Origin of the sequence: Pseudomonas sp., assembly GCF_017744435.1 — a bacterium.
In the GTDB taxonomy this organism is placed as follows: domain Bacteria; phylum Pseudomonadota; class Gammaproteobacteria; order Pseudomonadales; family Pseudomonadaceae; genus Aquipseudomonas.
The window spans coordinates 23,773-38,302 of sequence record NZ_JAGIBG010000028.1 but is presented as its reverse complement, the minus strand read 5'-3'; the positions used below and the strand labels follow the sequence as shown (position 1 = coordinate 38,302).

General features: G+C 61.8%; 13 protein-coding genes. 10 read left to right on the top strand and 3 right to left on the bottom strand.

Annotated elements, in window-relative coordinates; genetic code table 11:
• Positions 1-29 precede the first annotated feature (29 nt).
• From J7573_RS18265 to J7573_RS18250, 4 genes are read left to right on the top strand one after another with little or no spacing between them, the layout of a single operon-like run.
• Positions 30-575 carry a polysaccharide biosynthesis/export family protein gene (locus J7573_RS18265; RefSeq protein ID WP_294338306.1) on the top strand — a complete coding sequence of 182 codons (546 nt, stop codon included), beginning with the start codon at positions 30-32 and terminating at the stop codon, positions 573-575.
• 26 nt (positions 576-601) lie between these two features.
• The gene (locus tag J7573_RS18260; protein ID WP_294338303.1) at positions 602-1,720 is read left to right on the top strand and encodes a hypothetical protein; all 1,119 of its coding nucleotides are present in this window, start codon (positions 602-604) and stop codon (positions 1,718-1,720) included.
• Between the two features lie 20 nt (positions 1,721-1,740).
• Positions 1,741-3,306, top strand: a complete 1,566-nt coding sequence (locus J7573_RS18255; protein ID WP_294338301.1) for a Wzz/FepE/Etk N-terminal domain-containing protein — start codon at positions 1,741-1,743, stop codon at positions 3,304-3,306.
• Positions 3,307-3,317: 11 nt separating this feature from the next.
• Positions 3,318-4,124, top strand: a complete 807-nt coding sequence (locus tag J7573_RS18250; protein ID WP_294338297.1) for a CpsD/CapB family tyrosine-protein kinase — start codon at positions 3,318-3,320, stop codon at positions 4,122-4,124.
• A gap of 43 nt (positions 4,125-4,167) precedes the next feature.
• Here J7573_RS18250 and galE read toward each other — a convergent pair whose 3' ends face one another.
• The 3 genes from galE to J7573_RS18235 form a co-directional block, all read right to left on the bottom strand.
• Positions 4,168-5,130 (bottom strand): UDP-glucose 4-epimerase GalE, encoded by a 963-nt coding sequence (gene galE, locus J7573_RS18245; RefSeq protein WP_294338293.1) that lies wholly within the window; start codon positions 5,128-5,130, stop codon positions 4,168-4,170.
• A gap of 75 nt (positions 5,131-5,205) precedes the next feature.
• Positions 5,206-7,806 carry a glycosyl hydrolase family 5 gene (locus J7573_RS18240; RefSeq protein WP_294338290.1) on the bottom strand — a complete coding sequence of 867 codons (2,601 nt, stop codon included), beginning with the start codon at positions 7,804-7,806 and terminating at the stop codon, positions 5,206-5,208.
• Positions 7,807-7,810: 4 nt separating this feature from the next.
• Positions 7,811-9,337: an O-antigen ligase family protein gene (locus tag J7573_RS18235; protein ID WP_294338287.1), complete on the bottom strand. Its 1,527-nt coding sequence runs from the start codon at positions 9,335-9,337 to the stop codon at positions 7,811-7,813.
• A 356-nt stretch (positions 9,338-9,693) separates the two neighbouring features.
• Between J7573_RS18235 and J7573_RS18230 the strand changes: the two genes are divergently transcribed.
• From J7573_RS18230 to J7573_RS18205, 6 genes are all read left to right on the top strand, one after another.
• A complete protein-coding gene (locus tag J7573_RS18230) occupies positions 9,694-9,837 on the top strand; it encodes a hypothetical protein (protein WP_294338285.1) in 144 nt (47 codons plus the stop codon).
• Positions 9,834-11,300, top strand: coding sequence for a GMC family oxidoreductase (locus J7573_RS18225; RefSeq protein WP_294338282.1), 1,467 nt, complete (start codon positions 9,834-9,836; stop codon positions 11,298-11,300). The genes J7573_RS18230 and J7573_RS18225 overlap by 4 nt, the downstream gene beginning before the upstream one ends.
• Before the next feature lie 121 nt (positions 11,301-11,421).
• Complete coding sequence (locus J7573_RS18220) at positions 11,422-12,039, top strand: acyltransferase (protein WP_294338280.1); 618 nt, start codon at positions 11,422-11,424, stop codon at positions 12,037-12,039.
• Positions 12,032-12,988 (top strand): glycosyltransferase family 2 protein, encoded by a 957-nt coding sequence (locus J7573_RS18215; protein ID WP_294338277.1) that lies wholly within the window; start codon positions 12,032-12,034, stop codon positions 12,986-12,988. The genes J7573_RS18220 and J7573_RS18215 overlap by 8 nt, the downstream gene beginning before the upstream one ends.
• A gap of 8 nt (positions 12,989-12,996) precedes the next feature.
• On the top strand, positions 12,997-13,521 hold the full coding sequence (locus J7573_RS18210) for a serine acetyltransferase (RefSeq protein WP_294338275.1): 525 nt from the start codon (positions 12,997-12,999) through the stop codon (positions 13,519-13,521).
• A gap of 28 nt (positions 13,522-13,549) precedes the next feature.
• On the top strand, positions 13,550-14,527 hold the full coding sequence (locus J7573_RS18205; RefSeq protein WP_294338273.1) for a glycosyltransferase: 978 nt from the start codon (positions 13,550-13,552) through the stop codon (positions 14,525-14,527).
• Positions 14,528-14,530: the final 3 nt, after the last annotated feature.

Below are 14,530 nucleotides of genomic sequence, written 5' to 3'. Positions count from 1 at the left end.
CCTGGGCCGACTGGCCGGAGGGATCCCTCATGGTACGTTTGCTGATGTCCGTTCTCTGCGCCCTGGTGGTCTGGTCCGGCACTGTTGCCGCCGACACTTCCTCTTCTACCTACCTGTTAAGCCCCGGCGACAAGGTCATGATCTCGGTCTGGCAGGAAGACACCCTGCGTCAGGAAACCGTGGTCCTTCCCGATGGCAGTATTACCTTCCCGCTGGCGGGTCGCGTGGATGTCGCCGGCCTTGAAGCCACTGCGGTGGCGAGAAAAATCGAGACCGCACTGAAACCTTACCTGGCCCAGCCGAATGTCAGCGTGGTCGTCACCAGCACCGCTGGCAACCTGGTGTATGTTCAAGGCAAAGTGATCAAGCCCGGCCCAGTGCCGATGGCAGGCCCTACGGCGGTGCTTCAGGCCCTGAGCATGTCGGGTGGAATGGACAAATTCGCCGACGAAAGTGCCATCAAGGTCATTCGCGGCCAAAAGGTCATGCCGGTGCGATACAAGGATCTGGTTTCTGGGCGTGACATGTCCACCAACTTCCAACTTCAGGCTGGCGATACGCTGGTCGTACCCTGACTCTACCTAATAACTAAGAACGACTTGTGCCTATCAATAAAACGACGAGTGTTGTAACGGCAATCATGATGATGCCGTTCTCCGGGGTGGTTGATGCCGCTAACTGGCAGTCTTCAGTCGAGGTTCCCACGACTGTCGAGTACGACAGCAACCCATTGCTCCTGACGTCCAAGGAGAAAGGTGTGACGCGTACGATCATTGCGCCTGATTACACCCTGGTAGGTCAGTTCGATCGCGATCAGTTACGCATGGGCGTGGGCATGCATGTGCTGCGTTCATCGGACCGCTCGGTGATGGATGACCGTGAAGACCCGAACCTGCGCCTGGGCTGGCAGCGCGAGACCGAAAGCGGCGGCTTTGGCCTGCTGGCGCAATACGACGAGAGCTCGACGCTGTCCGGTGCGGTGCAGGATACCGGTGTGGTAGTTACCACCGACGGCACCCAGAAGATGTCCAGGCTCACGGGCAACTGGAGCAGCGCGGTGACCGAGCGCAGCACCCTGTCCAACGAACTTCGCTACTCCCATGCCAGTTACGACATCAGTACGCTGATCGGTTACGACGAGTACGCCAACGACTTCGACTGGACGTATGCCTGGAGCGAGCGCACCGACATCATCACCAGCTTCGAAGCCCGGCGTTACGAGCCAGACAGCAACAGCACGGCCATCGCCACCAACAGCTATGTCCCCAGCATCGGCCTGAAGTATCAGTTCTCCGACAGCCTGGTGGGCGCCATGCATGTTGGCGTCAACCAGACCAACGGTGCCGGTACCCAGCGCCGTGGTGAAGGCGGCGCATCGCTGACTTACCGTGGCTCGCGTCACGAGGCCAGCTTCAGTGCCGACCGCACCACGATGTCCAACGCCCAGGGCGGTGCAGCCGAAATGGACATGGTGCGTGGCAGCTGGAGCTACCTGCTGACCGAAACCACCCGGGTCGGCGCAGACGCCTGGTGGCAGGACAGCAAAGGGCAGAACCCCAACACCACACAGACCTACAGCGTCTGGGCCAGCCGGACATTTTCGCCGGCCTGGGACCTGCGTTTTTCGTTGCTGTACAAGGAGCGCCAGCAAAGTGGCCTGCCCAATGCCGACGCTACCATCGCTGGTTTGACGCTGACGTATAGATACCCCGACATCTGAATTTCGGATTGGTGGCCACTATGAAATCTGAGTACGAGCTTTCTATCAAAGATTACGTCGCCATCATCAAGGACCGTGCCTTGCTGCTGGCGATCGTCATAGTGGTCGTGGTGGCCGCTACCATCGGGGTGGCGATCAGTGTGCCGCCGATCTATCAGTCGACCGGGACCATTCTGGTGGAGTCGCAGCAGATCTCCCCGGACCTGGTCTCGGCCGGCAACAACACCTTTGCCGATGAGCGTATCGAGGTCATCCGCCAGCGGGTGATGACCCGCGAGAACCTGGCGCGGATCATCGAGAAGTACAACCTGTTCGCCGACCGCGGCAGCCGCTTCAGCGAAACCGACAAGATCGAACAGATGCGCAGTGCGATCGTGGTCGCCACGCTCAGCACGTACGTCAAGGGGCGCGGCGAGGCCACCGTGGCCTTCACCGTATCCTACGAGGACAAACGCGCGGACGTGGCCAAGGAAGTGGCCGACGAACTGGTGTCGCTATTCCTCAACGAGAACATGAAGCAGCGCACCGAGCGCGCCACCGAAACCACCGAATTCCTCTCCCAGGAGGCTGACAAGCTCGGCGCCGAGCTGGCCGACCTGGAAAACAAGCTGGCGGACTTCAAGCAGGCGCATTCCAATGCCTTGCCTGAAAACCAGCAGTTGCGCATGAGCATGTTGTCGCGCTCGGAGCTGGAGTTCCGTGAGGTGGACCGTGACTACAAGGCTGCGCAGGAAGAACTGCGTTATCTGGAACTGGAACTGGCGGCGGCCAACTCCGGCGTGCCGACCCAGGCGGCCAATGGCAGGGCCGTTGCCCCAGACCCTCAGGATCTGCCTGGGTTGAAGGCCGAATACGCTCGACTGCTGACCAAATACACCGAAGCGCACCCGGACGTGGTGGCGATCAAACGCAAGATCGACGCACTCAAGGCATCGGGTAACCAGGGCATTGCCGCAGCGGCTGGCGGCAACCTCGACGCCGCGCGCGTACGGACCAAGATGGCTGCTGCGCAGTCGCGCATCGCCTCGCTGGCCGATCAGAAGCGCCAGCTGACCACCAAGATGGAAGGCTACGAGGCCGATATCCTCGAGGCGCCGCAAGTCGAGCGCGGCCTGGTGACGCTGCTGCGTGACCATGACAACGCACGCAAGAAATACGAAGAAATCCGCAACAAGCAGATGGGCGCGAAGATTACCGAAAGCCTCGAACAGGAAAACAAGGCCGAGCGCTTCGTGCTGCTGGAGCCACCGCTGATGCCGGAAAAACCGGTCAAACCCAACCGCAAGAAAATCGTCGCCCTTGGCCTGGTATTGGCCCCGGCCGCTGGTGGTGGCCTGGTGATGCTGCTGGAAATGCTCAATCAGCGCGTGCGCGGCGTCGGTGCCCTGGAGAGCGTGCTGGGTCGGCGTGTGCTGGTGGCGGTGCCGTATATCGCGACCAAGGCAGATAAAGCCAGGCGCAAAAGGCTGCTTTCGATGATGATCGGTGCCGGATTGCTGCTGGTTGCTATCCTGTTGGTGGGCGTCCATATTTTTTACATGCCTTTGGACCTCCTGCTTTTCAAAGCTATGGCTCGGTTTGAATAGGGAGCGCAGCGATGGACAGAAGTACGCCGGCTATTGGTAAGAACATTCACCAGGTTTCGCCTGTCACGCCCGAGACGGCGCAGGTACCTTCGGTCATGGAGAAGCCTGGGGAGCTTGGGCAATTCGATTACGTACAAACCAAGGTGGTGCCGCTGAATGCGGAACACCTGGAGCGTAACCGGATCGTGTCCTTCAACAAGAACTCGAACATGAGCGGGGCGATCGACCTGCTGCGTACCCAGGTGCTGCAGGCCATGGAGGACAATGGCTGGCGCACGCTGGCGATCACCTCGCCAACGCCTGAGGCGGGCAAGACGGTGCTGGCCGTCAACCTGGCCATGAGCATCGCCCACCACACCAACAAGACCGCCTTGCTGGTGGACTTCGACCTGCGCCGCCCGCGGGTTGGCAGCAGCCTGGGCTTGCCGATGGAGAAGGCGCTCAACGACGTGCTCAACGGCAAGGCCTGGCTCGAAGAGGCGCTGGTCAACCCGACGCTGCCACGCTTTGTCGTGCTGCCGACGCGTGAGCCGGTACCGATGTCTACCGAGGTGCTGTCGTCAGCCAAGGTCAGCAACCTGATCACCGACCTGCGCGACCGCTATGACTCGCGGATCTGCATCTTCGACTTGCCGCCATTGCTGAGTTCGGATGACGCGATCACCGTGCTGCCGAAGTTCGACTGCGTGCTGCTGGTGGTGGGCAACGGCATGAACAGCAAGAAGGACATCGAGGATTGCCTGTATCACCTGGCCTCGTCGAACCTGGTGGGGGCGGTATTGAACAAGGCGGATGAGCAGCCGCGGACGTATTACTGAGGGTTGGCCCCTTCGCGTCGAGCCGCAGCGAAGGGGCTGGCTGTCACTTCCAGGGATACTTCGACTCCCACGCCCACGCATGACTCACGATCTCATCCAGTGAAGTGTGCACGGGCTGCCAGCCCAGCACCGACCTGGCTTTTTCGGCATCCGCCACCAGCCGGGGCGGGTCGCCAGCACGACGGGGGGCCTCGATCACAGTGATCTGGCGCCCGGTCACCGTGCGTGCCGTCTCGATCACTTCCTGCACCGAAAACCCCAGCCCGTTGCCCAGGTTGAACGCCGCTGTCGTGCCCCCTGCCAGCAGATACTCCACGGCCAGTGCGTGCGCCGAAGCCAGGTCGGCAACGTGGATATAGTCACGGATGCAGGTGCCATCCGGGGTGTCGTAGTCATGGCCGAACACGGTCACGGCCTCACGACGCCCGGAGGCCGCCTGCAGGATCAGCGGAATCAGGTGGGTTTCCGGCTCGTGGCATTCGCCCAGCTCGCCGTCCGGGTCAGCGCCGGCCGCATTGAAGTAACGCAAGCTCACCGAACGCAGGCCATAGGCCCGGTCGAAGTCTTCGAGCATCTGTTCCACCATCCATTTGGTGCGCCCGTAGGGGTTGATCGGCACCTTGGGGTGTTGCTCGTCGATAGGCACATACTGAGGGTCGCCGTATACGGCGGCACTTGAGGAAAAGATCAGCCGCTTGATGCCTGCCCGTACCATGGCCTCGAGCAGGCTCAGGGTCGCGCAGACGTTGTTCAGGTAGTACTTGTCGGGGTCTGCCACCGACTCTCCGACCTGGATGAACGAGGCGAAATGGAACACGGCATCGAAGTGATAGTCGCTGAACAGGGCGTCCAGCGCGTGGCCGTCGGCGATGTCCAGGCAGTCCCACTCGATGTCGGGCGCCGGCGCCTGAAGGTCTGCAACCACCACCTCATGGCCGGCACGCAGCAGGTGCTTGACCATGTGTGAACCGATATAACCTGCACCACCGACAACCAAGTACTTCATCCAATCCTCCTGGAACAGACGCAGCGTCGAATGCCTGGAATACAGGGCTTCAATGACTGTAGATGGCGATATGCCCTATTTCAAGAACAGCCAGTTGGCCATGTGCTGGCCATCGAACGAGATCAGGTAGCGCCCATCCTTGTAGCTCGCAGGCAGCAGATTTTCCTTGCCATCAGTGCTGCGGCTGTAGAGTTTCAGGCCCGCCGGCGCCTTGATGCTCAGGCTGCCTTCGAGTGGTTCGACGTGGAACGGGGTGACGTCTTCGGGCCTGGGGATGGCGCGGCTGCCCAGTGAAATGAGCAGGCTGCGCGACTGGGCGAGCGGCTTGCTGTCCAGGCTCTGCACCACGACACTGGCATAGCCGGTTTTGAGCTTGACCTGGATGTCCCCCACGCTGAGCGACTGGCCGCCCAGCCAGCCCGTCGCCGCCTGCGTCATGGGCGTATCGATGGTGTAGAGGCCCTGCTGCCAGTTGTGGCGCAGCTCGCCGCTGTCGCTTACGGCTTCGCTGGCATTGGCATCGATCAGTGACTGCCCGGGGTCTTTCAGTACCTGTGCGTCTGCGGGCATCGCACTGGCCTGCAACCACGGCAACTCTGGGGTTTGCGGCATGGCGATCTGCAGGCGGCCTTTCTCCATGGCCGTGCGCAGCAGCACCGAGTTGGCCGGTGAGATCTCCTGGTTGAACAGGGTCGCTGCCGTGGGCGCGAAGACGTAGCGGGTCTTGGCCGGGTGCACGTCCTGGCGCCGATAGAGCAGGGCGGCTGCGGGGAGGGTGGCGATCAGCCCTGGGTCGTTGTAGGCGTTCCAGTTGTCGGCCCGGCGCCATTGTTCGAAGAACGCCTGCTGGCTGTAGGCGTATTGCATGATCGCGTCCCAGCCCTGGTGGCTGCCGGTACCCGCCACGTAAAGCGGCAGCGTGTGGCGATCGGGCAAGGGGAAGGGTTCGGCGTTCCACTCGGTGACGGTCATCGGCTTGCCCAGCACCTGGGCCGCGCCCAGCCAGTTGATCATGCCGTCGCTGCTCAGCGGGTTCTTCTCCAGTTGGCCGAGGCCGCCGTAGCTGTGGGCGTCGACCACGTCACCCGCCGTCAATGCGGGCAGCGAGGACAGGCCATTGAGGCCCCAGGTGCTGGTGGTGGCGATCGGTACCTTGACCCCGAGCGTGCGCAGGTAGCCGATCATGTCGGCGTAGAAGCGCTGCTCCAGGTCGTTGAGAAACAGCTTCGACGGGCCGTGCTCCCAGGCGCGCCAGGTCTTGTCCGCCGGCAGGTCGTGGCGCTGGGCAAAGGCCTTGGCCTGGTCCATGTAGAGGCGGCTGTGCTTGGGGACATCCTTGTCGGGCAACAGCGCGTTGCCGAAGTGGTGGGTGACATCGTTCTCGTTGGTGATCAGCACGGCGGCGATTGCCGGGTCGTCCTTGTAGGCGAGCCCGGTGTAGCTGTTGACGTGGGTCAGGTACTGCTCGGCAAAGCGCTTCAAGGCCTGCTGCAGGGTGACGTTGACGAACAGGTAGCCCTTGAGACCGGCGACAGCATGGTCCTTGGGCAGTTCGTCGAAGCCATAGATGTTGTCAGCAGCAGTGACTGGCCGCGACACATGCAGGTCGAGCCACACATAGATACCTTCGTCCTTGAGGCTCTTGATCCACAGGTCGATCTTCTTCAGCGACTCGTCGCTGAGCGTTTGGGTGTCCTTGATTTTCTGCAAGTCACCGAAGATGTTGGGGGTCACCCAGGGGGAATCATGGTGGTGCAGGCGCACGAGGTTGAAGCCCAGGGCCGACAGGCGCTTGGCCTGTAGTTTGATTTCCTCGTCGGGCGTACGGAACAGCGAATAGGCCGACAGGTTGGTGCCCCAGAAGCGTACCGGGGTGCCGTCGGCGAACACCAGTTGTTCGCCATCGGCCTTGACGAAGCCGCGCTTGCCGGCCGGTTTTTCCGGCGCGTTGAGGAACGACAGGTCAACCGGTGAAGTGCGCCAGTCGAGCTGGTCGTCCGGCCACGTCGTGGGGTCAGTCATGCCAAAGCGTTCAGTGGCGGTCTGGCCGATGGTGATATCCCCGGTCACGCTCAGCTGTGCCTTGATCTGTTGTTGCCCAGGCTTGATCGGGTCGGTGTAGAAGAAGGTGCGCACCTGGTCGGTGTTGCCGCGCTCGAAATAGACTTTGGCCAGCGGTGGGTCGAAGCGCATTTCGACATGTGGCCCTTGGGGGTTCTTGCCCCATGCCCAGCCGCGGTTATCGGGCAATAGCACCGGGTCGCCCATTTCCCCGGCAATCAACGTGGGGTCGAAGCGCCAGACGATACCGCCCCCCATCACGTTGCTCTGCCTGCTGTGCGCCTGCAGGTCGAAGTCCCAGGTGAGGGTTTGCGCCTGGGGCTTGTGGATGTCGGCCTTCAGGTCGAAGTCCAGGTCCTTGTTGCTGCCGGTCAGTGTGTAGCGGTAGGGCCCATCGACCTTGAGCGCAGGATAGAACCCGGTCCAACCCCAGTTCGCGCCCCAGAAGTCGAAGCTGGGCACGAAGGCCGGGCCACCGCCGTGGGTCAGCGTGGGCAGGCCGTTCTGTTCGTCGACACGCACGACCCACTCGGATGCCCAGGCGCCCACTGGCAATGCCAGCAGGCCGACCAGTAGCGATGTGCGGGTCCATGTACACAGGGCAAGACTGGGCATCGAACTACCTCGGTTGAAGGCTGATGGTGGTCACCTGGCTGGTTTCTGCAATGGCCTGTCGGCGCATCATCTGGATGTAGGCGACGCTGAGCCCGGCAATCGACCAGTACACGATCGGGATGACCGTGATGCTGCTGACGGTAAATATGGTTACCAGGATCCCCAGCAAGGTCGCCAGCAGCACCCGCCCCAGCAGCCGGTACGGGTCGGCGTTGTCGCTGATCGCGCGCATCACCCGGTGGATACCCAGCAGGATGCAGGCGAAAAAGCCCAGGAACAGCCCCAGCCCCACCAGGCCGATGCGCAAGGCCAGGCCAACGTAGGTGTTGACGATGTCGATGATGCCTTCGCCCTGGATCATCGATTGCATTTCCGGGGTGCTGCGGTAATCGAAGGAGCCGAACAGCGGGTTGCGCTGGATGACGATCCACGAATTGTCGAGCAGGCGTTGGCGGTAGGTGATGTTCTCCGTGTCCACCTTGCCGATGAAGGGCAGCAGATCGAGGATCTTGTCGCCACCGGGCATGACACTCAGCAGCGGTATGCTCAGCACCCCGGCCAGGGCCAGCATCGCCAGGCGCGATACGGCGCGCCTGCCCAGCGCGATGAACACCACGACAATCACCCCTGCGCCGATCCAGGGGCCGCGCGAGAGCGGGGCAAACAGCCCGGCGGCCAGAAGCAGGGCGCCCATGTAGCGGTGCGCAGGCCGTTGCACGAAGTGCTGCACGAACAGGAACAAACCGATGGCCACGGCCATCACGTAGCCGAGCACGATGGCCTGCCCGGTGGTGACACTGGCCCGCAACGAGCCACCACGGCTCAGATAGGCTTTCATGTCCCATTGCAGGCCCAGGGCATCGAGCAGGGCGTTGTACAGCAGCCAGTTCCGTACGTACTCGGCAACCCCGAGCAGCGCCAGGAGAAAGCCGACCAGGACGAACGCCAGCATGGCGTCCTTGAAGTCGCTGAGTTCACGCAAGCCACGGCTGGCCACGTAATAGGGCAGGAACACATCGATGTACAGGCTCAGCACCTGGCGCAGCGTGTCGGTGACGGTGGTTTCGCGCAGTGCCAACGCACTGGTCAGCACCAGGCTGGCCAGCAGCAGCTTGTCGGGCAACAGGCGGCCGAAGCGAATGCTCTCGCTTTGCTTGCGCAGCACCAGCGCCGCCGGCAGCAGCACGCACAGGGTCAGGACGCGTTGGTGGTTGATGTCGAACAGGTAGTTGATCACGCCAAAACCGGGTATTTCGGTCATCGCTGGCGGGATCAGGAACAACAACATGAAAAACAGCGCCAGCGGGTTGTGCTCGCGGCGCTGGGCAACCAGCAGGATGACCGCGGCGGCGCCGGCATACAGCCAGAAGCTGTGGGCAAAAAAAGCCGCCAGGGTCAGGGCAAACCACAGGTTGCGGCGTCGCTTGAAGTCCGCCAGGGGGATCAGGTCCGTTGCCGGACGCCGGGCCATGAAGAAAACCACACTGGCCACAAGCACAATGACGACCAGGGCTCTTAAATGTTCAGGCATGGGTTGTAGGCACCTATCCCTCGGTGGACTGGATGGAGGCTAGCATCGTGGCTAAATGAAACTATAGTGAGTTCTAGCCATTCGGTCAGAGATTGAAGTCATGCAGTCGATTGAAGTTGTGGCGATGCGAAAAATCCAGCACAGGCGCGTGACGCAGGTTATGCCTATGATTGCGATAGGGGCACTGAGTGCCTCTCTGTCGACGCGCTTTTTCGATTGACCCTGATGGTCGCCCGACAAGGCCCGCGGTAGAGAGCGGGGCATAAGAAAATCAACGGTATGGGGCTGTGATCATGGGGAAGCTGCAGTTTTGTACTCCGTTGCTGGGGCGGAGAGGCTTTCTACGTAATTGTGTCTTGTTGAGTGCCGGGGCGGCCGTGTTCGGTGTCTGCGTCAATGCCAACGCCAATGCGGCGCGCAAACCAGAGCCAAAGGGCGGCTTCGTCATCATCAATGGCTGGGTGTTGCCGGTGGGGTACTTCCAGGACGGACGCTCATGATCAAGGACTACGACACCGACAAGACTCTGCGTAACGCTTACGACTTCTGCATCATCGGCGCAGGCCCTGCGGGGATCACGCTGGCCTTGCGCCTGGCGGCTGCGGGATGGAGCGTGGCGTTGCTCGAAGGGGGCGGGCGCGAATACACGCCGCGCTCGCAGGCGCTGTACAAGTGCACCTCCACCGGCCTCGAGCTGTATCCCGGGGAAGCCCGCCTGCGTTACCTGGGCGGCACCTCCAATCACTGGATGGGGCGTTGCCGGCCGTTCACCGAATCTGATTTCGCCGTGCCACCGCCCGTCGACATGCCTGGTTGGCCGATCCCTTACGCTGAAATCGAGCGCTATCTGCCAGGCGCCATGGAGATCGTCGACCTGCCCCAGGGCGCGGAATTTCGCGCGGTGAATCCGGGCCTGAAAGGTGGCGATTTCGATGCCGACCGTTTCCTGCTCAGCCCGCCAACACGCTTTGCGCAGAAATACGCAACGGCGCTCGACGAAACGCCTGGGCTGGATGTGTTCATCAACTGCAACTGCGTCGACCTCCTGTTCGATCAGGCCAACGGCCGGTTGAAAGCTGTTCAGGTGTCCGATTACGACGGCAAGCGTCAGCCGGTCACCGCGCGCAACTACATCCTGGCCATGGGGGCCATTGAAAACGCCAGGCAGCTGCTCAACAGCCAGTCGTTGGCGGACGCGGGCATCGTGCGCAAGGACGGCCTGGTCGGCCGGTGCTTCATGGAGCACCTGAATATCGACATGGGCAAGTTCATCCTGCGCAGCGGCGAGGACACCGAGCCGCGTCAATACTTCACCACCGATGCCTTCGTCGCCGAATACCACGCCGGCAAGGGCAATGTGCTGGCGTCGGTGCTGGAAGATGTGCGGACCTACGGCCGTACGGCCGAAGTGAAGCACTTTCTGGAAAACCTGGCCTGTGAAATGGGCGTGGCCAGCAAGATCGAGTTCGTGGCCAAGTTCAGCTGCCCGGGCGATGGCGTGATCACCACGCTGATCGAGCAGTTCCCTAACGTTCAGAGCCGTATCTCGCTGCTGGATGAAAAGGACGAACTGGGCGTGGCCAAGGTCAATGTCAACTGGGTATTGAGCGCCGATGACCGGCACACCATCAAGTGCATCGGCAACGAACTGGCCAAGCAGTTCGCCGAAATGGGCCTGGGTTTCATCAAGCTCAGCGATTACGTCTACGACACCAGCCTGCCGCTGATGTTGTCGCCGCATGCGCATCACATGGGCACCACGCGGATGGCGGCCGCCGCGAAGGACGGGGTGGTCGATATCAACTGCAAGGTGTTCGGCACCGAGAACCTCTATGTCGCCGGCAGCAGTATCTTCGCCACCGGCGGCGCCTCGAACCCGACCATGCCACTGCTGCAGTTCGCCTTGAGGCTGGCCGACCACCTCAACGAGAAGATGAGCACGACAAAGGGAGCGGCGGCCTGAACCGGCAGAAATGAAGTCGCGGTGTGAAAGGGTTGAGTGCAACAGGGTCAGCACCTACAAGAACGAGACCTTGCTTGCCTCAGGGACAGTCCAGGATCGCTTGATTTGCGAGGCTTGCCATATGTTTGGATGGATACGCAATGCAGTGGCGAATTATGCCAACTCGACCGGGAAAGGCGTCACGGCCTACCTGAAACTTTGCAAACCGACACCGAGGCAGTGGGGCGAATTCCAGTACCGATGGGGCAAGTTCTATTCCGTGGGCAAGAACTTTCACATGAATGTCGGCTGCAACGTCACCGACCCGGCGCTGGTGCGCATCGGCAACAACGTCGGCTTGTCCGACTGCACGTTGATCGGCCACGACGGCGTGGTGGCGCTGATCGAACTTTGCTATGGCACGAAACTGGACTCGGTGGGTGTCATCGACGTCAAGGACAACAGCTTCGTCGGCCACGGCGCGATCGTCATGCCGCGGGTGACCATCGGGCCTGATTCGGTGGTGGCTGCCGGTGCCGTGGTGACCAAGGACGTGCCTCCGGGGACCGTGGTCGGCGGCAACCCGGCCAAATTCATCTGCACTACTGAAGACCTGATCAAGCGGGTCGAAGAGCGTTGCAACGCCTACCCCTGGATAGACCTGATCAAGCAACGCAAAGGCTCCTTCGACCCGTCGCTGGAGTCGACCTTGGCGATGCACAGGCGTCGCTATTTCTTCGGGGACGACAGCAATGGATAAGAAGCCTGTCGATGTGATGGTGGTCAACTTCAACACCGCGGCATTGCTGCAGCCGATGTTCGATGCACTGCGCGCCGCAGGTGGTGAGGCGTTGGCCAGCTACCTGGTGGTGGACAATGCCTCGGTTGACGACTCGGTTGAGCGCCTGGGCAAGGTCTGCCCTGAAGCGCTGCTGCTGAGCAACAAGCGCAACGTCGGTTTTGGCCGCGCCAACAATCAGCTGCTGGCGCACCTGCAAGGCAAGTACGCGCTGCTGCTCAATACCGATGCCTTCGTGGCGGCCGACAGCCTGCAGAAAACCGTCGACTACATGGAAGCACACCCGGAGTGCGGCATTCTTGGCGTGCGCCTGGTGGGCCGGGATGGCGACCTGCAGCCGAGCTGCCGCTATTTCCCGACCCCGTTGAACGTATTCGTCGGGCGCACCGGGCTCGGGCGTTTCTTCCCGGGGCTGAAAATGGTCGATGAAATGGACTGGGACCACGCCTCGGTGCGTGAGTGTGACTGGCTGCCAGGTTGCTTCTACCTGGTGCGCCGTGAAGTGCTCGACCAGGTGGGGCTGTTCGACCCGCGCTACTTCCTTTATTACGAGGAAGTGGACCATTGCAAGCGGGTGAAGGCGGCCGGCTGGAAAGTGGTGTACTTCCCCGACACCACCGTGGTGCACATCGGTGGTGAAAGCTCCAAGTCGGTGGCCGAACTGGAAGCGGCGAGCCGGCAGATATCCGGTTATCAGATCGAGAGCGAACTGTTGTATTTCCGCAAGCATCACGGTGCGGCAGGGCTGGCCCTGCACATGCTGCTGGTGAGCCTGGGCGACCTGGTGCTGGCGCTCAAGGCGTTGCTCAAAGGCCGCGGCCTGGCAGCGATCAAGGCGTGCTGGCGGCATACCCGCGCCACCTGGTCACTGTTGTTCAAGACCCAGTTTGCCAGCCAACCCACACGGTAGGTGAAACCATGTTCGATAACATCCGTGCAGACTTGCGCGCGCATGGGGGGGATTGGGGCGCCCAGGGGTTCTGGGTGCTGCTGGTCTACCGCTTTGGCCGCTGGCGTTATGGCGTACGCCCGGCCTTGCTGCGCAAAGTGTGCTCCTTCGTCTACAAGGTGCTGTTCAAGTTCGTGCAGATCATCACCGGGGTCGAACTGCCCTGCGAGGTGGTGATTGGCCGCAACTTCGTCATCGACCACTTCGGCGGCATCGTCATCAGTGGCTATGCGCGTTTTGGCGATGACTGCCGGATCCGTAACGGCGTGGTGGTGGGCCTGAAAAATGTCGACGAACCCATCGCCCCGGTGTTCGGCAACAACGTGGATATCGGCGCCGGCGCCAAGGTGCTGGGCAACATACGCATTGGTAACAACGTGACGATAGGCTCGAACGCGGTGGTGCTGATCGATGTGCCGGACAACTGCCTGGCCGTGGGTGTGCCCGCGACCATCAAGGCGCGCAAGCACAGCGATGCGGTGCAGTACACGTGACCTAGCTCAAAGCGGACGAGTGAAGCCCATGGTGACAGGCATTGGAGTGGTGGTGATCGGTCGCAATGAGGGCCAGCGCCTGGAGCGCTGCCTGTTGTCGCTGATGGGGCGTGCGGACCAGCTGGTGTACGTGGATTCCGGCTCCTCCGACGGCTCGGTACAGCTGGCGCAACGGTTGGGCGTCGAAGTGGTGGCGCTGGACATGACGCAACCCTTTACCGCAGCACGGGCCCGTAACGAAGGCTTTGCCTGCCTGCAAGGCATCGTGCCCGGCATCCGCCATGTGCAGTTCGTCGACGGCGACTGTGAAGTCGATGCTGGCTGGCTGGGCAAGGCCCAGGCGTTTCTCGACCAGCACCCGGACGTGGCAGTGGTGTGCGGGCGCCGCCGCGAACGCTTCCCGCAGCGCTCGGTGTACAACCTGCTGTGCGACCTGGAGTGGGACACACCGGTAGGGGAAGCCAAGGCCTGTGGCGGTGATGCACTGATGCGCGTCGACGCCTTCATGGCGGTGTCCGGTTTTCGCCCGGAACTGATTGCCGGCGAAGAGCCGGAGCTATGCGTGCGCTTGCGTGCAGGTGGCTGGAAGGTCTGGCGCCTGGCCGATGAAATGACCCTGCACGATGCCGCCATGACCCGTTTCGGGCAATGGTGGCGGCGTAGTCTACGCGCCGGTTATGCCTATGCCGAAGGCGCTTACCTGCATGGTCAGACGCCGGAGCGCCATTGGTTGCGTGAATCACGGCGCGCCTGGTTATGGGGCCTGAACCTGCCACTGGCAATCCTCGCCGTGAGCCTGTTGTCGGGCGGTTGGGGGCTGTTGTTGTTGTTGATCTATCCGCTGCAGATTGTGCGCCTGGCCCGCCGGGGCGAGCGTTCGACGCGGGAAAACTGGTGGCAGGCGGTGTTCCTGGTGCTGGGCAAGTTCCCGGAAATGCTCGGCCAGGCGAAGTTCCTGCTGAACAGGTATGCGGCCGGCAAGGCGCTGCTGATCGAGTACAAATGACAT

Excerpts from the sequence above, each read along its gene's own strand:
- J7573_RS18265 (WP_294338306.1), top strand. The coding sequence starts at position 30 with ATGGTACGTTTGCTGATGTCCGTTCTCTGCGCCCTGGTGGTCTGGTCC.
- J7573_RS18255 (WP_294338301.1), top strand. The coding sequence starts at position 1,741 with ATGAAATCTGAGTACGAGCTTTCTATCAAAGATTACGTCGCCATCATC.
- J7573_RS18250 (WP_294338297.1), top strand. The coding sequence starts at position 3,318 with ATGGACAGAAGTACGCCGGCTATTGGTAAGAACATTCACCAGGTTTCG.
- galE (WP_294338293.1), bottom strand. The coding sequence starts at position 5,130 with ATGAAGTACTTGGTTGTCGGTGGTGCAGGTTATATCGGTTCACACATG.
- J7573_RS18240 (WP_294338290.1), bottom strand. The coding sequence starts at position 7,806 with ATGCCCAGTCTTGCCCTGTGTACATGGACCCGCACATCGCTACTGGTC.
- J7573_RS18235 (WP_294338287.1), bottom strand. The coding sequence starts at position 9,337 with ATGCCTGAACATTTAAGAGCCCTGGTCGTCATTGTGCTTGTGGCCAGT.
- J7573_RS18225 (WP_294338282.1), top strand. The coding sequence starts at position 9,834 with ATGATCAAGGACTACGACACCGACAAGACTCTGCGTAACGCTTACGAC.
- J7573_RS18220 (WP_294338280.1), top strand. The coding sequence starts at position 11,422 with ATGTTTGGATGGATACGCAATGCAGTGGCGAATTATGCCAACTCGACC.
- J7573_RS18215 (WP_294338277.1), top strand. The coding sequence starts at position 12,032 with ATGGATAAGAAGCCTGTCGATGTGATGGTGGTCAACTTCAACACCGCG.
- J7573_RS18210 (WP_294338275.1), top strand. The coding sequence starts at position 12,997 with ATGTTCGATAACATCCGTGCAGACTTGCGCGCGCATGGGGGGGATTGG.
- J7573_RS18205 (WP_294338273.1), top strand. The coding sequence starts at position 13,550 with ATGGTGACAGGCATTGGAGTGGTGGTGATCGGTCGCAATGAGGGCCAG.